Annotated in this window: 17 protein-coding genes; 7 read left to right on the top strand and 10 right to left on the bottom strand. The window is 33.5% G+C overall.

The genetic code is table 11. The annotated features are described in order from the left end of the window. Positions 1 to 122: 122 nt before the first annotated feature. From P3875_RS02725 to aat, 3 genes are read left to right on the top strand one after another with little or no spacing between them, the layout of a single operon-like run. On the top strand, positions 123 to 998 hold the full coding sequence (locus tag P3875_RS02725) for a flavin reductase family protein (protein WP_303444718.1): 876 nt from the start codon (positions 123 to 125) through the stop codon (positions 996 to 998). A gap of 5 nt (positions 999 to 1,003) precedes the next feature. Then, a complete protein-coding gene (locus P3875_RS02720; protein ID WP_303444717.1) occupies positions 1,004 to 1,501 on the top strand; it encodes a DUF3127 domain-containing protein in 498 nt (165 codons plus the stop codon). A gap of 57 nt (positions 1,502 to 1,558) precedes the next feature. Then, the gene (gene aat / locus P3875_RS02715) at positions 1,559 to 2,218 is read left to right on the top strand and encodes a leucyl/phenylalanyl-tRNA--protein transferase (RefSeq protein ID WP_303444716.1); all 660 of its coding nucleotides are present in this window, start codon (positions 1,559 to 1,561) and stop codon (positions 2,216 to 2,218) included. On the opposite strand, the gene P3875_RS02710 is transcribed toward aat, so the two are convergent. Together P3875_RS02710 and P3875_RS02705 are read right to left on the bottom strand one after the other, a co-directional pair. After that, positions 2,206 to 2,868 carry a queuosine precursor transporter gene (locus P3875_RS02710; RefSeq protein WP_303444715.1) on the bottom strand — a complete coding sequence of 221 codons (663 nt, stop codon included), beginning with the start codon at positions 2,866 to 2,868 and terminating at the stop codon, positions 2,206 to 2,208. The genes aat and P3875_RS02710 overlap by 13 nt on opposite strands. Further along, a complete protein-coding gene (locus tag P3875_RS02705; protein WP_303444714.1) occupies positions 2,869 to 3,432 on the bottom strand; it encodes a DNA-3-methyladenine glycosylase I in 564 nt (187 codons plus the stop codon). It abuts the gene before it with no gap. A gap of 50 nt (positions 3,433 to 3,482) precedes the next feature. Between P3875_RS02705 and P3875_RS02700 the strand changes: the two genes are divergently transcribed. After that, positions 3,483 to 4,358, top strand: a complete 876-nt coding sequence (locus tag P3875_RS02700) for a carboxypeptidase-like regulatory domain-containing protein (RefSeq protein WP_303444713.1) — start codon at positions 3,483 to 3,485, stop codon at positions 4,356 to 4,358. Between the two features lie 48 nt (positions 4,359 to 4,406). On the opposite strand, the gene P3875_RS02695 is transcribed toward P3875_RS02700, so the two are convergent. The 5 genes from P3875_RS02695 to rplM all read right to left on the bottom strand — a co-directional run bounded on the left by P3875_RS02695 (position 4,407) and on the right by rplM (position 9,717). Next, positions 4,407 to 6,785, bottom strand: a complete 2,379-nt coding sequence (locus tag P3875_RS02695; RefSeq protein WP_303444712.1) for a TonB-dependent receptor domain-containing protein — start codon at positions 6,783 to 6,785, stop codon at positions 4,407 to 4,409. A gap of 134 nt (positions 6,786 to 6,919) precedes the next feature. Next, entirely contained in the window at positions 6,920 to 7,885 is a 966-nt protein-coding gene (tsf, locus tag P3875_RS02690; protein WP_303444711.1) for a translation elongation factor Ts, read from the bottom strand. 107 nt (positions 7,886 to 7,992) lie between these two features. Further along, entirely contained in the window at positions 7,993 to 8,736 is a 744-nt protein-coding gene (gene rpsB / locus P3875_RS02685) for a 30S ribosomal protein S2 (RefSeq protein WP_303444710.1), read from the bottom strand. Positions 8,737 to 8,875: 139 nt separating this feature from the next. Continuing rightward, a complete protein-coding gene (gene rpsI / locus P3875_RS02680) occupies positions 8,876 to 9,262 on the bottom strand; it encodes a 30S ribosomal protein S9 (protein ID WP_303444709.1) in 387 nt (128 codons plus the stop codon). Beyond that, positions 9,262 to 9,717, bottom strand: a complete 456-nt coding sequence (rplM, locus tag P3875_RS02675; RefSeq protein WP_303444708.1) for a 50S ribosomal protein L13 — start codon at positions 9,715 to 9,717, stop codon at positions 9,262 to 9,264. The genes rpsI and rplM overlap by 1 nt, the downstream gene beginning before the upstream one ends. A gap of 293 nt (positions 9,718 to 10,010) precedes the next feature. Between rplM and P3875_RS02670 the strand changes: the two genes are divergently transcribed. Further along, positions 10,011 to 15,257, top strand: coding sequence for an Ig-like domain-containing protein (locus P3875_RS02670; RefSeq protein ID WP_303444707.1), 5,247 nt, complete (start codon positions 10,011 to 10,013; stop codon positions 15,255 to 15,257). Between the two features lie 73 nt (positions 15,258 to 15,330). On the opposite strand, the gene polA is transcribed toward P3875_RS02670, so the two are convergent. After that, positions 15,331 to 18,144 carry a DNA polymerase I gene (polA, locus tag P3875_RS02665; RefSeq protein ID WP_303444706.1) on the bottom strand — a complete coding sequence of 938 codons (2,814 nt, stop codon included), beginning with the start codon at positions 18,142 to 18,144 and terminating at the stop codon, positions 15,331 to 15,333. A gap of 162 nt (positions 18,145 to 18,306) precedes the next feature. On the opposite strand from polA, the gene P3875_RS02660 reads away from it, so the two are divergent. Together P3875_RS02660 and P3875_RS02655 are read left to right on the top strand one after the other, a co-directional pair. Further along, positions 18,307 to 19,527 carry a metallophosphoesterase gene (locus P3875_RS02660; protein WP_303444704.1) on the top strand — a complete coding sequence of 407 codons (1,221 nt, stop codon included), beginning with the start codon at positions 18,307 to 18,309 and terminating at the stop codon, positions 19,525 to 19,527. A 56-nt stretch (positions 19,528 to 19,583) separates the two neighbouring features. Continuing rightward, on the top strand, positions 19,584 to 19,880 hold the full coding sequence (locus P3875_RS02655) for a thioredoxin family protein (RefSeq protein ID WP_303444703.1): 297 nt from the start codon (positions 19,584 to 19,586) through the stop codon (positions 19,878 to 19,880). Positions 19,881 to 19,926: 46 nt separating this feature from the next. On the opposite strand, the gene yihA is transcribed toward P3875_RS02655, so the two are convergent. Next, a complete protein-coding gene (gene yihA, locus P3875_RS02650) occupies positions 19,927 to 20,547 on the bottom strand; it encodes a ribosome biogenesis GTP-binding protein YihA/YsxC (RefSeq protein ID WP_303444702.1) in 621 nt (206 codons plus the stop codon). 2 nt (positions 20,548 to 20,549) lie between these two features. Further along, the gene (locus tag P3875_RS02645; RefSeq protein WP_303444701.1) at positions 20,550 to 21,317 is read right to left on the bottom strand and encodes an alpha/beta fold hydrolase; all 768 of its coding nucleotides are present in this window, start codon (positions 21,315 to 21,317) and stop codon (positions 20,550 to 20,552) included. Between the last annotated feature and the right edge of the window lie 17 nt (positions 21,318 to 21,334).

The raw sequence follows: 21,334 nt of genomic DNA, 5'->3' as shown, positions 1-21,334 counted from the left end.
TAAAATTTAGTAATACAAATGGCAATATACTGCTTTAAAACGTTTTTTTGTTGATAATATTTTTAAAATTGGAACAAAATTTTTAATCGCTATATGTATCTTTGTTCAAACCAATTTAAGTTATGTTAAGCATACAACCAACCGATTTAAATCCGGTACAATTACAAGCCTATTTACAAGGCGCCGTGGGTCCACGCCCAATTGCATTTGCAAGTACAGTTGATGAAAACGGAAATGCAAATTTATCGCCCTTTAGTTTTTTTAACATTTTTAGTTCAAACCCGCCCATATTGGTTTTTTCGCCAGCACGTAGGGTACGCAACAACACAGTAAAACATACCTTGTTAAATTGCGAAGCTACTAAAGAAGTAGTTATAAATATAGCTAATTACAGCATGGTGCAACAACTTTCGTTAGCATCTACTGAATATGCCGATGGTGTTGATGAATTTATAAAAGCCGGTTTTACAAAAGTAGCATCAGATTTAGTTAAACCTTTTCGCGTTGCCGAAAGTCCGGTGCAATTAGAATGTAAAGTAAACCAAATAATTGCATTAGGCGATCAAGGTGGTGCAGGAAATATGATTATTTGCGAAGTTGTAAAAATGCACATTGCAAATGATATTTTAGACGGAAAAGGCGGTATCGATCAACATAAAATAGATTTAATTGCACGTATGGGGGGCAACTGGTACACACGTGCTACACCAGGAATGTTTGAAGTTGAAAAACCACTTACTACATTGGGTATTGGCGTTGACGCGATACCTGAAAATGCCAAAAAAAGTGGTATATTTGCAGGGAACGACTTAGGGATTTTAGGCAATGTAGAAGTGCTGCCAACAAGTGATGAAGTAGTAACTTTTTTAAACGAAAATCCTGAAATTGCAAACTGGGTAAACAATAATAACAACGAATTAATTTTTAAAAAAGCTAAAGACTTTTTAAGTTTAAATGAAGTAACATTGGCTTGGAAAACAATTTTAGCAGCAAAATAATACACATGGAAGTTTTAGGAAGAATAAAAATGGTTGGTCCGGTACAAGATGTAAGCCCAACTTTTAGAAAAAGAGAAGTAGTTGTAACTACAGAAGAGCAATATCCGCAGCATATTTTAATTGAGTTTACACAAGATAAATGCGATTTATTAAATTCATTTCAAATTGGTGAACAAGTACGCGTTGGTATTAACTTACGTGGTAGAGAATGGGTTAATCCACAAGGTGAAACCCGTTATTTTAACTCAATTCAAGGTTGGAGAATCGATCGTCCACAAATGCAACAACCTGCTTACAACCAAGCACCACAAGGTTACGCGCAGCCACAAGGTGGTGGATATGCACAACCGCAACAAGGTTTTGGGCAACAACCACAAGGTTTTGCACAGCCTAATCCGTTTGAAAACCAAAACAATGGATATGCAGCAAACAATAACACCGCTTTTCCACCAGCTCCAAACTTTAATCAAAACGAAGAAGCTGAAGACGATTTACCTTTTTAATATCGATAGAAAACAATAATTTTGAATCCTGATTACACTAGTAATCGGGATTTTTTTATGTACAAACTTACCAACGAACTTTATTTTCCAAGTGTAGAAACAGCACATTCATCGGGCATTGTGGCTTTTGGCGGCGATTTATCTACAGAAAGACTACAGCTTGCATACCACAGCGGTATTTTTCCTTGGTTTGAAGATGGTGAAGAAATTACCTGGTTTGCACCTGAAGAACGTATGGTTTTATTTTTAAATCAATTAAAAATATCTAAATCAACCCGAAATATCTTAAATAGAAACATTTTTAAAGTAACTTTTAATACCGCTTTTGAACAAGTGATTAGCCATTGCCAACAAATAAAACGCAATGGACAATTAGGCACTTGGATTACCGATGAAATGTTACAAGCGTATGTAAAATTACACGAAATGGGTGTAGCAAAATCGGTTGAAGTTTGGCAAAATAAGGAGCTGGTTGGCGGTTTATACGGTATTGATTTAGGACATATTTTTTGTGGCGAAAGTATGTTTTCTAAAACATCAAACGCTTCAAAAATAGCTTTTATTCACCTAACACAACATTTAAAAGCAAACAACTATCAAATAATTGACTGCCAAGTTTATAATGATTATTTAGCCCAATTAGGTGCCGAGGAAATTCCGCGCGATTTGTTTATGCAAATTTTAAATAAAAAACTAAAAGTTGTTTATGAAGATTGAATTGGAGTATCTTTTTCTAAAAAGTTTTTAATAACGTAATGTCCCAAATAAATAAAAGGTGTTAGCCCAATTGCTAATAATAATTTAAACGAATAACCTGTTGCTGCCATGTTTATATAATCGTGAAAAGATAATTTACCCGTAAGCCAAAAAGCTATTCCAGTTACAATAAAACTATCAAATAACTGCGAAATTACGGTAGAACCTGTACTGCGTAGCCATATTTTTTTACCACCTGTTATCTTTTTAAAAAACACAAACAAAGCAGCGTCTATCAACTGTGAGCAAACAAAGGCAATGATGCTGGCAATAATAATCCATAAACCTTGCCCAAAAACTTCTTTAAAAGCATTAAAACTAACAGCCGATACATTTGAAGCAGGTATTTGTATCGCCAAAAATATCATGCAAAACGTATATAAAATAAGTCCGGTGGTTAAAAAGGTAAGTTTTTTTACACCTTCTTTACCAAAATATTCGTTAATTAAATCGGTAACCACAAACACAATAGGCCAAGGCAAAATGCCAATACTTAAAATAAACGGACCAACGTTTATGAGCTTACCCCCTATTAATTCGGCAACTATGGCATTGGTTACAAAAATACCGCCTAGAATTATAAATACAATTTGCTTTTTTGTAAGTTTCATTTAGTGTTTGTTATAACAAAAACATGTTGTTAAGTGATCGTTAACCATACCGGTTGCTTGCATGTGCGCATACATTACGGTTGAACCCAAAAATTTAAAACCGCGTTTTTTTAAATCTTTAGCTAACGCATCAGAAATATCTGTAGTTGCTTGTACATCTTTAATACTTTTAACTTTGTTATTAATAGTTTTATGGTTTACAAAACCCCAAATATATTTAGAAAAACTGCCAAATTCTTTTTGAACTTCCATAAAGCGCTGTGCGTTGTTAACGGTAGCTAAAATTTTTAATTTGTTGCGTACAATACCTGCATCTTGCATTAAAGACTCTAATTTTTCAGGGTTATAATTAGCTATTTTTTTATAGTTGAATTGATCAAAAGCAGCACGAAAATTCTCGCGTTTTTTTAAAATGGTAAACCAACTTAAACCCGCCTGAAACGATTCTAACACTAAAAATTCAAAAATAGTTTCATCGTCGTAAACAGGTTTTCCCCATTCTTCGTCGTGGTATTTTATATACAATTCATCATTTGTAACCCAATCGCAACGTTTTATTTCCATTTTTTTCTATATTTATCTTACAAAGATATTTAAAGGTTTTTAAAATAAATATGCGCATTACAAATAAATTCTATCTTATTGTATTCATCTTATTTCAACAAATAAGTTTTTCACAACAAAACATAAAAGGTTCAATTATTTCAGAAAATGAACCCGTACCTTACGCGCAAATTTTTTCACAAGCATCAGAACGTCCCGTATATTCGGATAGTTTAGGTATGTTTCATTTAAAAAATGTAAATAAAAATGAAACCATCACTATCAAATGTATAGGGTATGAAGATAAAAATGTAAAAGTTGCCGATATTAATAATTCTTTTAAAATTGAATTAAAAAAGGCAGATATTTTATTAAATGAAATTGTAATAGATGTTATCAATTCTGTATGGGAAAAACTTTTCAAAAAACCTAAAGCTCATTTATGGTTTTCAAGCATTCCTGCAACTGAAGGCTTTTCAACACTAACAAAATATAAAGCAACTACCGATGTAAAGTTTAATGGTATATGTTTTATTGCAAAAAACAATGGTATCTATTTAACCAAAAGATTAAGACCGCTTGTTTTTAAAAAAACAATTGAGCCTGCTTCTACCCTAATTGAATCTGAAGTTGAAGTATTTACTATTCCAAAAAACAATACCGGTAAATTAAATAATAAAGATTTTAGAATAGAATTTGAATTTAACAATATTATTGAACTAAAAAAAGGAGAAGAAATTTATATAGGTGTAGAATTTGTACCTAATGATTTAAATAATGTAAACGTTAATGACAATCTTATGTTTGCTACAGTTAAAGAAATAAACAACCCAAATTTAGAAACCAAATTATACTCTTTTTTATTTAATGATAAGTCCCGAGGTAAATTTTACAAAGAAGTACTATTAAAAGAAGATTTATATTTTGAACTAAAAGTTGTAAAATAAAGTCCCAAATTTTTGGGGGCAGTCTAATTTTAGGGCTTTATTTTTTAACTAATTTGTTTTAAAAGGCGGGGTAGTTTGCGGAAAAATTTGGTTTTGGTCTTTAAAACCACCAAAATTAAAGGTTAAACCAACTTTAAACATGCGGCGTTCGTTCATAGTTTCGGTACGCATTTGCAAGCCGTTACCAAAAACATTTACGTTATAACCATCGGTATTCAACACATTATCAACCCCAACATTTAAAGTTAATTTATTATCTAAAAATTTCTTATTAAACGCAACATTCAGGTTTTGTGCTGGTTTATTCAATTCGTACAAATTCATTACCCCTTTAAACATATTATAATACGTAATGTACAAACGTGTATTACCACCCAAATAAAACTGCGAATAAGTAAAAATATAAAACGCACCTTTTTGAAACTTTTCAGGAATTACATTGTTGTACTTTGTTTTAAAATAGCCCGCATTTAAGTAGGTAAACGAAAGTTCATCAACATTTAGCCCGTTTCTGTCGTTAATCATATTTTTTAAACCTTTGGTAAACATAGCGTAAGGAATGGGCAACCCCATATTAAAACTTTGCGAAATACCGTTTTTAATATTATGCGATTTAGATTCAAGCGTACCATTTGGAGCAATTTCATAAAAAGCTACATTTTGATTAGGCATTTTTGAAAGGTTGTAACTAAAATAAATATAATCAAAAACAGTCATCGTTGCATTTATGTTGTGACTTATTTCGGGCTGTAAATTAGGATTTCCAGCGTTTGAAAGCAACAAACTATTTTGCGATGTTATATTAGGATTGAACGCTTGCGCACCAGGCAAATTCATTCGTTTGCTATATCCTGTACTAAGATAAACACCCGAAGTTAATGAATATTTTAACGAAACTGTTGGAAAAACATTAGTATAATGCTTTTTTAAATTTAAAGAATCAACAGCTGTTTGTGATTGATACGTTAAATTTTCGAATCGTAAACCTGCCGAAATCATTAACGATTTTATGTTGCTTGATAAACTGGTGTAAACAGCTTTATTGGTGTATTTAAAATCATAAGGAATATAAGTTCTGGCTTGATTCCAATTATAAAGACCGTTATTATTTGAAACCGAATGTGTAAAATGTGCGCCCGTTTCTAAATTGCCATTAACTGCTTTTATTGGCTTTTCAAAATCGGCTTTGGTTTGGCTGTACACAAAATTGTTATCGGCTAAAATGCTTGAAACTTTTTCATCTTTTACAAACAACTGGTTGTTGTTTCCATTATTTTGAAATTCTGTATTTGATGTTAATGTAAAATTAGTTCCAAGTGTATCTAACTTTTGCGCATATACAAACTGCAATTCATGCATGTTGTTTTTACTTAAATTTTTAGTTTGTTGTGTATACATTTGTTGTGTATTGCCAAACGTATTAACCACGGCGCCATAATTCAATGGCTTATTATAATTATGATTAAAGTTGTATTTAAGGGTTAAACTGGTAAAATCACTTAATTTATATTGCCATTTATTGCGTAAATAAACATTTTGATACCAACTGTTGTTCCAATAGTTTTCGCTGGCGTTAATAGGCGTTCCGTTGCTTATATAACTAAATTCATTAGCAGACGAACTATTGCCTTCGTGATGGGTATAACCGGTGTTCATGCTCCAGCTTATTTTGTTTTTTTTAAACATGATTTGCGCCGATGTACTGTTTTTAATTTTACTGTTTATACGATTTTCTTGCATAAAACTTCCACTAAAACCTTCAATTTTTGCCGATTTCGTTATAACATTAATAATTGTACCATTAAAAGTAGCGCTGTATTTTGCACCAGGACGATCAATAATTTCAATGCTTTTCACAGTGTTTGCTGGTAGGTTTTTAAGAAAGTTTGTAAGTTGATCACCACTCATACCCGTTGGTTCGCCATCTAAAAAAATGGTTGCCAGTTTTCCGTTATGCGCAATTTGTCCATTGGCTGTAACCAAAACACCAGGTAATTTATTAACCGCATCAAAAACACTACCCGAATTTAACACAGTTAATTTTTCTACATCTACCACAGTTTTATCAGCAAATCTGCGAATGTTTTTATTGGTTTGATTTATTATAATTGCTGCTAGCTCTTCGGTTGTTTGTTCTGTAAATTGCAAATCTAATTTTTCACCTGCAACATACTTTAGCGTTTTTGATAGAACTTTAAACTGCGAATGTTCCCAAGTTATGGTGTAATTCGTAACATCTTCAGGAATTTCTACAGAAAAATATCCATCGTTGTTTGTAGTAGTGTTATAAACCTTGTTGGTTTTTATGGTAACAAAAGTTTCAGGAATAGGTTGGTCTTCAAAAGTAACAACTCCTTCAATTTTTATATTTTGTGCGTTTATTAACCCTGCAAAAAACAAGGATAATACTAGTAATATGTTTTTCATAACTATTTTTTTATATTAGTAACAATGTAAATCAATTTGTTACAATAACTAATTAAAAATAGTTTTCATTTTACCCATAAAAAAGCCCCAAATTCAATTGAATTTGAGGCTTTTTATTATACTTAAAAAGTAAATTATCCTAAAGAAACACGTTTGAAACCAGCGATTTCAACATTGTAACCTTTTACGTAATCACCTACTTTTTTAGAATCGTCTTTAATAAAGTTTTGGTCTAATAACGCTTTTTCTTGATCTAAAGTAGTGTTATCAGAAATAAAACGAGCAATTTTACCTGGTAAAATTTTATCCCAAATTTGTTCTGGCTTACCTTCTGCTTTTAATTCAGCTTTAGCATCTTCTTCAGCTTGTGCTAAAACTGCATCGGTAATTTGAGCATAAGAAATGTATTTAGGAACGTTTTTCAAAGTTTTACCTAAACGAGCTAATTCTTCATTATCTTTTTCAATTACTGCAATACGTGCAGCAGTTTCGCTTTCAACAAACGCAGGGTCAAAATCTTTGTAAGATAAAGTTTCTGCACCCATTGAAGCAACTTGCATAGAAACATCTTTAGCTAAAGCCTCAGCGTTATCAATTTTAGAAGATAAAGCAGTTAAAGCAGCAATTTTGTTAACGTGAACATAAGTTCCAACAAAAGCACCTTCTAAGATTTCAAAACCACCAATTTCAATTTTTTCACCAATAACACCAGTTTGCTCGATTAATTTATCAGCAACAGTCATAGTATCGTTGTATGGAGAAGCTAAAAATTCTTCTTTAGAAGAAAAGTTAATTGCTTTTTCAACTAATTCGTTAGCTAAAGCAACAAAAGATTCGTTTTTTCCTACGAAATCAGTTTCGCAGTTTAAAGTAATAATTGCACCTTTAGTGTTGTCTGCGTTGATAAAAGAAACAGCAGCCCCTTCTGTAGACTCACGGTCTGAACGGTTAGCAGCTACTTTTTGACCTTTTTCACGTAAGATTTGGATTGCTTTATCAAAATCTCCTTCAGCTTCAACTAAAGCTTTTTTACAGTCCATCATTCCGGCACCTGTAGTTTGTCTTAATTTATTTACGTCTGCAGCAGTAATATTTGCCATTTTATTGAGAATTAAATTAATTATTTGATTAAATAGAAAAAAGCCGTTAAGTGATAGCATCAAAGATATGAAACCATCAGCATAACGACTTTAAGATACTGTTAAGATTACTCTTGAGCAGTAGGTTGTGCTTCAGTTTTAGCAGCTTCTTCTTTTTCAGATTTTCTTTCAGAATTTCCTTCGATGATAGCTGTAGTTACTAAAGATAATACTTTATCGATTGATTTAGAAGCATCGTCATTTGCTGGAATTACATAATCAACCTCACGAGGGTCAGAGTTAGTATCAACCATTGCAAAAACTGGAATGTTTAATTTTTGAGCTTCTTTTACTGCGATGTGTTCAGCTTTGATATCAACTACAAATAATGCAGCCGGTAAACGTGTCATATCAGCAATAGAACCTAAGTTCTTTTCTAATTTAGCACGTAAACGGTCAACTTGTAAACGCTCTTTTTTAGAAAGAGTCATAAATGTACCGTCTTTTTTCATACGATCAATAGAAGCCATTTTTTTAACAGCTTTACGGATTGTAACGAAGTTAGTTAACATACCACCTGGCCAACGCTCAGTAATGTAAGGCATGTTAGCAGCTGCTGCTTTTTCAGCAACGATATCTTTTGCTTGTTTTTTAGTCGCAACAAATAAAATTTTACGACCTGATGCAGCTATTTTCTTTAAAGCTTCGTTAGCTTCTTCAATTTTAGCTGCAGTTTTATATAGATTGATAATGTGGATACCATTACGCTCCATATAGATGTAAGGAGCCATGTTTGGGTCCCATTTTCTAGTCATGTGTCCAAAGTGTACACCTGCTTCTAGTAATTCTTTAACTTCTACTTTGTTTGCCATTTTTGTAATAGTTTACGTTCTTGTGTTAGCAATGTTCCTTCAATTGGTATTTCAGGCTTCATTTAGATGCTAAACTACCTCTGACCTCGGCCAGCAGCAACAAAAACTTAGATTTTTTATTAAATAATAATATAAAATATTAACGTTTAGAGAATTGGAATCTCTTACGAGCTTTCTTCTGACCAAATTTCTTACGCTCAACCATACGTGGGTCACGCGTTAATAAACCTTCTGGTTTTAAAATTGCTCTGTTTTCAGCGTCAACTTCACACATTGCACGTGCAATTGCCATACGTACAGCTTCTGCTTGCCCTGTTGTTCCACCACCGTAAACATTTACTTTTACGTCAAAGTTCTCTGCATTTTCTGTCATAGACAAAGGTTGCATTACTTTGTATTGTAACGTTGCCGTTGGGAAATAAGTTGCGAAATCTTTTTTGTTCACTGTGATTTTTCCAGAACCTTCTGAAACATAAACACGAGCTACTGCGGTTTTTCTTCTACCGATTTTGTGAATAACTGCCATTACTTAATTTCGTTTAAATTAACGGTTTTAGGTTTTTGTGCCTCGTGTTTGTGCGCTGAACCTACATTTACATTTAAATTACGGAATAATTGTGCACCTAATTTGTTTTTAGGTAACATTCCTTTTACAGCTTTTTCAATTAATAATGCAGGATTTTTTTGTTGCATTACTTTTGCTGTTAATTCTCTTTGACCACCTGGGTAACCTGTGTGACGAATGTACGTTTTGTCATTCAACTTGTTACCTGTTAAGTTGATCTTTTCTGCATTGATAACAATTACGTTATCTCCACAGTCTACGTGAGGGGTATAACTTGGTTTGTACTTACCTCTCAAAATCATTGCAACTTTTGAAGCAAGGCGTCCTAAGTTATGACCTTCAGCGTCTACAACAACCCATTCTTTTTGAACAGTTGCTTTGTTTGCTGATACTGTCTTGTAGCTTAAACTTTCCACAATAAATTATTTTTAATTAAACATTCCTTTCCCAATAAAGGGAGTGCAAAATTAAACATTTTATTTTACTATACAAATTTGTTTGTTTTTTATTTTTCTTGTCCTAATTTTTAACACATTACACAATGATCACTTCTTCCTTAAAAATGGCATTTTTAACTGTGTAAAAAAAATCAATTAATATTAAAAAAAAACACCTTTTATTGTTTAAAAATCAAAAAATAAAATTTAAACAAGTAATTATTGAATTTTTTGTTATATTTTTACAATTAACATTATTAAAATTAACAACAATGAAGAAAAAACCAACTTTTTTTAAACTTCAGATTAGCTGGCTTTTGCCCAAAGCTTTTGCTATTATGATTTTGCTTTCGTTTATGAAAACCTATTCGCAAGCTTGTGCTCCTATCGCTACTAATTTTAGTGAAAATTTTGACACAACAACAACTGGAAACTCTATTAACCCTTCGGTCCCCAGTTGCTGGAGTTATATAGACAACATGACAACAACTGGTTACGGATACACGGCCAACTCTACAACAACGTCTTATTCTCCTCCTAGGTTCTTTCGCTTTTACAGAATGTGCTCTACATCAAACACTAATCAGAACTTAACATTAGTATCTCCAGAAACAGTAAACCTTGGAAACGGTACAAAACAAATTCGCTTTTACGCTCGGGGAAATTCCACAACCGTACCTAGTTTTTTAGAGATTGTTCGATTAAATGGTAACACAGCCGCAGCAAATGCAACTGTTCTAGCAACTTTTAATATTACCGGAACTTCTTATAAAGAATATACAGTTCCTTTAGCAGCTACAACAGATGATTATTTTGGGTTTAGAGTACCGCATAACGGATCAACATCTACTACTTACCCTTATGCTTATATAGACAATGTTTATTATGAAGACTTAGAAACATGCTTCTTTCCCACTGGAATAAACATTCCTGCAATTACACAAAACACAGCTACCTTAACATGGACAGCTTCAATTGACCCAACAGTAACCGCATATGAATACGAAATACGTACCAACGGATTACCTGGTTCAGGAACCAACGGCTTAGCAAGCACAGGGATTGTTAATGGAACAACAACAAACGTCACTGGATTATCGCCTGCAACAAATTATACCGTTTATATGAGAAGTGTTTGCGGTAGCACTTCAGCAGGAAAATGGAATCCTACATCTGAATCGTTTTTTACACTTTGTGGAATTATCGTAGGAAACTTTTACGAAGGTTTTGATACAACTTCAACTGGAAGTACTACAAACAACAATTATCCTAATTGCTGGAATTATGTTGACGAAGTAGTATCTTCTGGATACGGATATGTAAATTCTTCAAATGCACAATCGCCAAGCCATTCATATAGAATGTATCGCTCAAATTCAGCTGCTAATCAAAACCAACGATTAATGCTTATTTCGCCCGAAACAAACAACCTAGGGAACGGAAATTGGGTAAAACAGGTTCGCTTTTCAGCTAAAACCACGGGATCTGCTATTCAATTAATAGAATTTTTCACTTCAGACGGAACAACAGCTGCTGCTAATTTTACACCTTTAGACACTATAAAAATTAGCGGCACAACATATAAAGAATACTCTATTTATTTACATGCAACAACAGACGATTATTTTGGGTTTAATTTAATTCACAATGGAACAACATCATCTGGAACAATTTATTTAGACGATGTTTATTACGAAGATACACCTAACTGTAAACCTATTTTAGCAAACAATATTAAAGTAAACAACATTTTAAAAAACAGCGCAACAATTTCTTGGGTAGACAACTTTAACTTAGGTTCTATAGCATATGAAGTAGAAATACGCGAATCTGGTGACCCCGGTGACCCCGGCGCTATATTCAAAGGAACTACACAACCAGGCATTACCAACATAAACGTTACAGGTTTAAACCCTACAACTAAATACTCAATTTATGTACGTGCAAAATGCTCTGCTACAGAAACTAGTTTATGGGCTGGTGGTAAACAATTTATAACATTATGTGATTATCCAAACTTAATTGCAGCACCTGCAGTAACGGTTTGTGGTCCGCAAGAAGTTGATTTGACAGCGATTTACGATGCGGGTATAGTTACCTGGTTTGATGCTGCAGAAGATGGCAATGTAGTGCACACAGGGGCCACTTTTACAACACCTTATTTAACAACTGGTAGAAGTTACTGGGTTATGGCGGGAGATGCACCAGTTGATGTTAACGCACAAGTAGGAAATGGAACAGCAACTAATGCTACAACAGGAACTTTCTTATATCATAGTTGGGGTGGATACAAACACCAATACATTTTTACAGCTGCAGAACTTACAGCAGCAGGATTAGCAGTGGGCGAAATTAAAGGATTGTCTTTTGAAGTTGTAATAGGTGGAGCTAGCAGAACAAATTTTAGTATTTCTATTGGCGCAACAAACATTACAACTGCTAGTGGCTTACAAATAAACAACAACTTGTTAACACCAGTGTACAACAATGCAAATGAAACGTTTACACCTGGTTTAAAAACATTCTCTTTTAATACACCTTTTTATTGGGACGGTTTAAGTAACATAGTTGTACAAACTAATTGGAGTAACAATGGTGGTGGTAACTTTAGTAGCAGCGGTACTTTAGTTTATCACAACGCGCCAGCAAAAAGAACAACTTATAGTTATGCAAACAATGTTACAGCTACACAATTATTAGCTACAATATCTGGTTCAACAGGTGGTAGTGGAGGAACTACAACTACAGCAGTCAGACCAAACACGATGTTTATAGCTACTTTAGGATGTAAATCAGTGTTAACAGAAGTACCTGTTACTATTACACCAAAACCAGATTTCCAAATTTCTAAAGACAAGGTAACTTCTTGTAAGGGCGATCCTTCTGAAGTTGTAACTATTACAACAAATTTAGGTGGCTACGATACTTTTGTATGGACACCAAGTACTGGTGTAATAGGTAATGCTGCAACAGGTTGGACATTTAGTACTACAACAGAACAAGAATATGTGTTATCTGCAAGCCAGTCTAATGGTATTTGTGAGCATTTAAAAACAGTTCTAGTATCTGCAGGTAACAAACCACAATCGTTATCTACTTTAGCAAGTACTTACGATATTTGTAAAAATACAGTTCAAGAATTAAAAGCTTTAGAACCAATCCAAGCTACTGCATCAATAGGTAGTAAAATAAACACTACAAGTGCAAATAGTGTAGTTTCTGCATTTGTTCAAAGTGATGTATATTCAAAACAACAATATATTTTTAGTGCGGCAGAATTATTAGCACAAGGAATAACAACATCTGGATACATTTCTGGTTTATCATTCGAAACGATTAATTCAGGTGCAAGTTTCACAAATCCAAAGTATACCATTAAAATGAAAATGGTACCAAGTACAACTTTTGGAAGCAATAATTTTGAAACAACAGGTTTAGCAACTGTTTTCTCAAAATCAAATTACACACATACGTTCCAAGGAGTTCAAACCATGATGTTTGACAGCCCATTCTTCTGGGATGGATTATCAAACGTATTAGTTGAAATTTCACAAGAAGGAATGGGAGGCGGAAATAATGCGCAAACCTATTTTACAGCAGTTGCAGGGTCAAATGTAGGTATCTACGGTACAAGCGCAACATCTGCTAACATTACAACAGGTACAAGAACAACAGAGCGTTTAGATGTTACTTTTAACTTTAAACAATCAATGGTAACTTGGTCACCTACAAATAATTTATATGCAGATGCAGCAGCTACCATGCCGTATGTACCAGGTACTGATGCTTTAAAAGTTTATATGACATCTGGTGCAGGTATAACACAAATGTATAATGCTACTATTACAGCACCATCTGGATGTACAACGGTAAAACCAGTTACAGTTAATGTAATAGATGTTGCAGCGCCAATAGTTCAAGGTCAAACATTCTGTCAACCAACACCAGTTACAAGTGTTGTTGTTACAAGTGCACCAGGTTCAATTTTAACGTTCTACAACTCACCAACAACAGCTGTTGCAACAACAACAATTTCGCAAACAGGTACTTACTATGTTGAAGCTAGAATTGGAAATTGCAAATCGGCTCGTATACCATTTACAGCAACAATTACAACATTAGCAGCACCAAGTGCACAGTTAACTCAAGTTGTTTGCGGCGGTGGAACAGTAGCTTCGTTAATGGCAACAGGTATGAGTAATGCACAAATTAGATGGTATGATTCAATGGCGGCAACAGTACCATTAACATCTACACATCCATTAGTTGATAATACAACATACTATGCATCTCAAGCAATGGGAGCATGTGAGTCTGATAGAATAGCAGTATTAGTTGATGTTAATCCAACACCAGCAGCTTTAACACCACAAACAATTTCAATATGTGGTTCAATAAACTATGCGGGTGTTAATTTAAACCAATTACCTGGTTCAGAATTAGTATGGTATCCATCGGCAACATCTCAAACGCCAATTCCAGGAACTAACCAAGTGGTTACAGGTACCTATTATGTATCTCAAAGAGTAAACGGATGTGAGTCGTTACGAGTACAAATAACAGCAACTTCACAAGGTAGTGTACCAGCACCAACAGCAGGTATCCAAAACATTTGTGGAGCAGGAACTGTAGCACAATTAAATGCACAAATTTTACCAAATGCTACGGCAGAATGGTACAGTAGTTCAACAGCAGTTGTGCCTTTAGCATTAACAGCACCGTTAGTAAACGGTACGTATTATGTAGCACAACGTATAGGAAACTGTGTTTCTGCAAAAATACCAGTAGCGGTTCGTGTAGTTAGTACAAGTGCCCCAGCAATAAACTCAATGAATTTATGTGAAGGCGCAACAGTTGCAGATTTAGTATTACCAACTCCTACAGGAGTATCCTATAGATGGTATGTAAACACAACATCAAATGTAGCATTACCTTCTACCGATGTATTACAAACAGGTTACTATTTTGTAGCGCGTGTAGAAAACGGATGTGAATCTTCACGTACACCAGTATTAGTAACAATCAACAGTCGTCCAAATAGTCCAGTTGGTGCATCGCCACAAACATTTACAGACTATGCAGAGATTAGTAATTTTGTAATGACACAACCAAATGTAGTTTGGTATGCAACGTATGAAGATGCAATGAAAGGAATAAATCCTTTGGCACAGAACATGCCATTAGTTGATAAAACAACTTATTATGCAGTAATCATTGGTTCAAACGGATGTCCAAGTTACCCAACGCCAATAGAGGCACGTATCGTGTTAGGTGTAAATAACTTTGATTTAAGCAAACTAACATACTATCCAAACCCAGTAAACGATCAGTTAACAATAACATATAGTGATGTAATTACAAATGTTGAAGTATTTGATTTGAATGGAAGATTGGTAATGAAAAATAATTTTGATAAAGAAACGGTTCAATTAGATTTTAGCAGATTAAGTGCAGGTACTTATATGTTAAATATAAAAACTAAGGAAAACAGTCAGTTTATTAAAATTGTTAAAAAATAGTTTTAATTAACTTCTAAACACAAATAAGCCGTTCAAAATGAACGGCTTATTTTTTTGAGTATCTTTTTTAAATTTAATGCGCATCTAACCAATTAACCCCCTCACCTATTTCAACCTCTAATGGCACAGCTAACGTAAAAGCGTTTTCCATTTCCTCTTTAATAATAGGTTTTACTTTTTCTAATTCGTTTTTAGGTACGTCAAAAACCAATTCGTCATGCACTTGCAAAAGCATTTTTGTTTGTAATTGGTCTTTAATTAGCCTGTTATGAATGTTAATCATGGCAATTTTAATAATATCGGCTGCCGACCCTTGAATTGGGGCATTTACCGCATTGCGTTCGGCTGCACCACGCACAACAGCGTTTTGCGAGTTAATATCTTTTAAATACCTACGACGGCCTGAAACTGTTTGCACATAACCATACTCTCTAGCAAATTCTATTTGATTGGTTATGTAATTACGTAATTTGGGATATGTTTCATAGTACGCATCAATCAATTCTTTACTTTCTGAACGTGTTAAAGTGGTTTGTTGGCTTAATCCAAAGGCCGAAACTCCATAAATAATACCAAAATTTACTGTTTTGGCATTGCTACGTTGTTCGCGGGTAACTTCGCTTAATGCTACATTAAATACTTTAGCTGCAGTAGCTTTGTGAATATCTTCGTTATTTTTAAACGATTCAATCATATTTGGCTCACCACTTAATGCAGCAATAATACGCAATTCAATCTGTGAATAATCGGCCGAAACCAACACATGATTTTCATCGCGCGCTACAAAAGCTTTACGAACATTTTGTCCGCGTTGGGTACGTATAGGTATGTTTTGCAAGTTAGGATTGTTAGAACTTAAACGCCCAGTTGCTGTAACAGCCTGCATATAATCGGTATGCACACGGTTTGTTTTAGGATTTATTTGGGTTGGCAATGCATCAACATAAGTATTTTGCAATTTTACAATTTGGCGCCATTCTAAAATATCACGAACAATTTCGTTATCTTTTGCTAATTCGCTTAAAACCTCTTCACCGGTTGCATATTGCCCTGTTTTGGTTTTTTTGATTTTACCACTGCCTATTTTTATTTTTTCAAACAAAATAACACCTAATTGTTTTGGCGATGCTAGATTGAACTCTTCCCCTGCTGTTTCAAATATTTTTGATTGAAGGGCAGCAGCTTCGGCAGATAATTCCGTAGAAAGTTTATTTAGATAAGTAACATCTAAACGAATACCTTCTGCTTCGATATCAGCTAAAACCGAAACCAACGGACTTTCAATGGAATCAAACAATTCACGAGTTTTGCTTTGTTCTAGCTTAGGCACAAAAACATCTTTAAGCTGTAGGGTTATATCGGCATCTTCAGCGGCGTATTCTTTTATATCTTCTAAAGCAACATCGCGCATGTTTTTTTGCCCCTTACCTTTTTTCCCTATTAAATCTTCAATAGGCTTAGGTTGATATTGCAAATAAGTTTCGGCCAAAACATCCATATTATGGCGCATATCTGGATTTATTAAATAATGCGCAATCATGGTATCAAACAAAAAGCCTTTTACATTAACATTATAGTTTTTAAGTACTTTAATGTCATATTTTAGGTTTTGACCTATTTTTACTATGTTTTCGCTTTCAAAAAAAGGTCGTAATAATTCAATCAATTCTTGAGCTTCGGTAGTATCTTCAGGAAAAGGAATGTAATAAGCCGATCCTTTGGTATAAGCAAATGACATACCTACTAATTCGGCCAAATTTGCATCAATATTTGTTGTTTCGGTATCAAAACAAACTTCGGTTTGCTGCATTAACGATTTTACAAATAATTGTAAGGCAAATTTCCCTTGTACAATTTGGTAGTGATGAGCTGTTGTTGTTAAATTTTTATAATACCCTTCTTGATCTATTTTTATTTCAGAATCACCTACTTCAAACAACGAAATTTGATCGGTATTTTTTGTTTGTGGTTTACCAATAGGTGTTGGTTGTACCATTGGGTTTTCATCTGCAAAAAGCTTATCAAACTGTTCTTTCATTCGGCGAAATTCCAGTTCTTGAAAAAGTGCATCGGTTTTAGCTACATCGGGCTTATCCAAATGAAAAAATTCTGCATCAAAATCAACCGGGCAATCTAACATAATACGTGCTAATTCTTTAGAAAGCAAGCCCAATTCTTTGTTAGCTTCTATTTTTTCACGCATTTTTCCTTTTAACTTATCGGTATTTTCTAATAAGTTTTCCATAGAACCAAACTCGGCCAATAATTTTTTTGCGGTTTTTTCACCAACGCCAGGTAAACCAGGAATGTTATCAACGGCATCGCCCATCATTCCTAAAAAATCAATTACCTGTAAAGGATGTTCAACTTCAAATTTTGCTTTAACCTCATCAACACCCCAAATTTCAATATCGTTGCCCATACGAGCAGGGCGATACATAAAAATATTTTCAGATACTAATTGAGCGTAATCTTTATCGGGTGTTACCATGTACACTTGAAAACCTTCTTTTTCGGCTTTTTTAGATAATGTTCCAATTAAATCATCAGCTTCAATACCAACTACTTCTATAATTGGTATGTGCATAGCTTTTAATATTTCTTGTATATAAGGTACTGCAATTTTAATGGCTTCGGGCGTTTCATCACGATTTGCTTTGTATTCAGGATACATTTCGCAACGTGCTTGGCTACCTCCTTTATCAAAAGCAACAGCTAAATAATTAGGTCGTTCGCGTTTAATAACATCAATTAACGAGTTCATAAAACCCATAACCGCCGATGTATCTAACCCTTTAGAGTTAATACGCGGATTTTTTATAAAGGCATAATACCCACGAAAAATTAACGCGTAGGCATCTAAAAGAAATAATCGTTTTTCACTCATACTATTTGTTTCAACAAAGCCAAAAGTACAAAAAACTTATAAGTTTATAATAAATGTGTTTATTGCTAATTGTTCTAACAAAAAACATTTTTGTTAAATTTATTAAAAACACAAATCTTTAAAAAAGCAAAGTTGTGTACTTTTGACAAAAATTATGTTGTAATGATTAAAACCCTTTTATTTTTATTTCTTGGTTTAGTGGTGTTAGGTGAAATATATACATGTGTACTTATTTACCGTTTAACCGAAAAAAGAATGGCCGTTTTTGCCTATTTACTTTTACTTATTACCATTGTGGTTAGCATTTTTATGTATTTTAAAAGTTTTGACAGAAGCGCTGGGCAAACATCAGAAAACATGCACGTTACCGCCTTAATTTTGTTATTTGTTTTACCCAAATTATTATTTAGTATTCCGTTGTTTTTTGAAGATATTGTTCGATTTTCATATTGGATATACCAAAAAATATTTTTAGTAAACACAACAACAATAACACGTAGCAGTTGGTTGCTAAAAATTAGTTTACCTGCTGCTATACTATTAGCACTATCTATTGTTTATGGCGTTTTTTTTGGAAAATACAATTTTCAGGTAAGAGAAGAAACCATTGCTTTTAACGATTTACCGAAAAGTTTTGACGGTTTAAAAATTTTACAAATATCTGATTTACACGTTGGTAGTTGGGACAACAAAGCAGCCATTGAAAAAGGTATTGAATTAATTAACAAACAAGAATATGACTTATTGCTTTTTACAGGTGATTTTGTAAATACTTTAGCTACTGAATCGGACCCTTGGATTGGACTTTTACAAAAAATTAAAACACCAAAATACGGTAAACATGCCGTTTTAGGCAATCATGATTACGGCGAATATGTTACTTGGAAAACTGCAGCAGCTAAAGAAGCTAACTTTAAACAAATAAAACATAACATTGTAAAAAGCGGATTTAATTTATTGCTTAACGAAAACATAGTAATTAAAAACAACAACGATTCTATATTTTTATTAGGAGTTGAAAACTGGGGAAAAAACTTTAAAAAAGCGGGCGACTTAAACAAAACATCCCAAAACGTACCTGCTAATGCTTTTAAAATTGTAATGTCGCATGATCCTTCCCATTGGGATGCCGAAATTGTAAATCATCCACAAAAATACCAATTAACATTATCGGGCCATACACACGGCATGCAATTTGGCTTTAAAATACCAAAAGTAATAGAATGGAGCCCCGCAAAATATGTGTATCCAGAATGGGGTGGCTTATACAATAAAGGGCAACAATATATTTATGTAAACCGCGGCTTTGGGTTTCACGCATATTCTGGTCGTGTTGGCATTTGGCCAGAAATTACGTTATTAGAATTAAAAAAAAGCAAATAACCCATCGTTAGTAATCGAAAAATTATAATTTTGTATAGATAGAAAAAAAGGTATATATGTCTAAATTTGGCGATTTAATAAACTCTACTATTCCGGTTTTAATTCAGTTTACAGCCGAACACAACCCCGAATGCGAGCAAATGCAGCAAATTATAGAAGAAGTAGCTCTAGAAATGGGAAACAAACTTACCATTATTAACATAGATACAGTTAAAAACCCTGAATTGGTTGATGCTTTACGAATAAAATCGGCACCCACATTAATGGTTTACAAAAACGGCGCAATGGTTTGGCGCCAATCGGGTATTACCGATAAAAATTCGTTGGTAATGATTGCGAAAGCTTTTAATTAAAATAATAAATTAATAAAAAAGGTTTCCGTATTGGAAACCTTTTTTATTAAACAAAACTGTTGTTTTTAAATATATCTTGATTAATTTGATCAATGTAATTCAACACTTCATCTTTACCTAATTCACTTTCAGACGAAGTAACAAAATAAGGCGGCATTTCTTCCCAGCCATTTGCTAACAACGCTTTTGTATAAGCTGCAGTATGTTTTTGTATAGCACCTTTACTAATTTTATCGGCTTTTGTGAAAATTATTCCAAAGGGCACACCACTTTCACCTAAGTAATTTATAAACTCTAAATCAATTTTTTGAGCTTCGTGGCGTATATCTACCAAAACAAAAGCACTTACCAATTGTTCGCGTTTTTCAAAATAAGCTGTAATAAATTTTTGAAAAACTGCTTTGGTTGATTTAGAAACTTTTGCATAACCGTAACCAGGCAAATCTACCAAAAACCAATTGCTATTAATTTTAAAATGATTAATTAACTGCGTTTTTCCTGGTTTACTTGATGTTTTAGCTAAATTTTTATTATTGGTAAGCATGTTAATTAATGAAGATTTCCCCACATTAGAACGCCCAATAAAAGCATATTCAGGTATAGGTTCTGTAGGACATTTCTTTACATCGGAATTGCTTATAACAAATTCTGCTGTGTTAATCTTCATAATTATTTAATATTTCGTTGGGTAAACCAATTATCTAATATATTGTTAAATTCGTCGGGATGTTCCATCATTGCTGCATGCCCACATTTATCAATCCAAAACAAATCAGAATCGGGCAACAATTCATGAAATTCATTTGCCACATTTGGTGGTGTAACAATATCATTTTTACCCCAAATAATACACGTTTTGGTTTGCATTTTAGGCAAATCTTTAGCCATGTTGTGGCGTATTGCACTTTTAGCAATAGTTAATGTTTTAATTAATTTTATACGATCGTTCACCGTATTAAAAACATCATCAACAATTTCTTTGGTTGCTACTGCTGGGTCGTAAAACACATCTTCCGCTTTTTTCTTTATAAATTCGTAATCACCACGTCTAGGATACGAATCGCCCATTGCGCTTTCATATAAACCAGAACTTCCCGTAATTACTAAAGCTTCAACAAATTCTGGATGCATTTTAGTGTAATACAAAGCAATATGCCCCCCTAATGAATTGCCCAATAAAATTATTTTTTCATACTGTTTATGCTTCACAAAATCGTGTACAAATTTTGCAAACGCTTTAATGTTTGTTTTTAAAATATTTAAAGTATAAATTGGTAATTCTGGTAAAACCACTTTATATCCTTTTTTAGGAAAGTAATTGGCTACTCCATCAAAATTACTTAACCCACCCATTAAACCGTGTAAAATAACAATTGGTGTTCCTTCACCAATTTCAATGTATCTAAATTTTCCTTCTTCTATTATGTTTCGCTCCATGCTTGCGATTTCAATTC

Source organism: Myroides sp. JBRI-B21084 (genome assembly GCF_030545015.1).
In the GTDB taxonomy this organism is placed as follows: Bacteria; Bacteroidota; Bacteroidia; order Flavobacteriales; family Flavobacteriaceae; genus Flavobacterium.
This window is presented reverse-complemented; position numbering and strand designations above follow the sequence as displayed.

Coding starts and splice junctions, on each gene's coding strand:
- P3875_RS02725 (WP_303444718.1), top strand. CDS start 123: ATGTTAAGCATACAACCAACCGATTTAAATCCGGTACAATTACAAGCC.
- P3875_RS02720 (WP_303444717.1), top strand. CDS start 1,004: ATGGAAGTTTTAGGAAGAATAAAAATGGTTGGTCCGGTACAAGATGTA.
- aat (WP_303444716.1), top strand. CDS start 1,559: ATGTACAAACTTACCAACGAACTTTATTTTCCAAGTGTAGAAACAGCA.
- P3875_RS02710 (WP_303444715.1), bottom strand. CDS start 2,868: ATGAAACTTACAAAAAAGCAAATTGTATTTATAATTCTAGGCGGTATT.
- P3875_RS02705 (WP_303444714.1), bottom strand. CDS start 3,432: ATGGAAATAAAACGTTGCGATTGGGTTACAAATGATGAATTGTATATA.
- P3875_RS02700 (WP_303444713.1), top strand. CDS start 3,483: ATGCGCATTACAAATAAATTCTATCTTATTGTATTCATCTTATTTCAA.
- P3875_RS02695 (WP_303444712.1), bottom strand. CDS start 6,785: ATGAAAAACATATTACTAGTATTATCCTTGTTTTTTGCAGGGTTAATA.
- tsf (WP_303444711.1), bottom strand. CDS start 7,885: ATGGCAAATATTACTGCTGCAGACGTAAATAAATTAAGACAAACTACA.
- rpsB (WP_303444710.1), bottom strand. CDS start 8,736: ATGGCAAACAAAGTAGAAGTTAAAGAATTACTAGAAGCAGGTGTACAC.
- rpsI (WP_303444709.1), bottom strand. CDS start 9,262: ATGGCAGTTATTCACAAAATCGGTAGAAGAAAAACCGCAGTAGCTCGT.
- P3875_RS02670 (WP_303444707.1), top strand. CDS start 10,011: ATGAAGAAAAAACCAACTTTTTTTAAACTTCAGATTAGCTGGCTTTTG.
- polA (WP_303444706.1), bottom strand. CDS start 18,144: ATGAGTGAAAAACGATTATTTCTTTTAGATGCCTACGCGTTAATTTTT.
- P3875_RS02660 (WP_303444704.1), top strand. CDS start 18,307: ATGATTAAAACCCTTTTATTTTTATTTCTTGGTTTAGTGGTGTTAGGT.
- P3875_RS02655 (WP_303444703.1), top strand. CDS start 19,584: ATGTCTAAATTTGGCGATTTAATAAACTCTACTATTCCGGTTTTAATT.
- yihA (WP_303444702.1), bottom strand. CDS start 20,547: ATGAAGATTAACACAGCAGAATTTGTTATAAGCAATTCCGATGTAAAG.
- P3875_RS02645 (WP_303444701.1), bottom strand. CDS start 21,317: ATGGAGCGAAACATAATAGAAGAAGGAAAATTTAGATACATTGAAATT.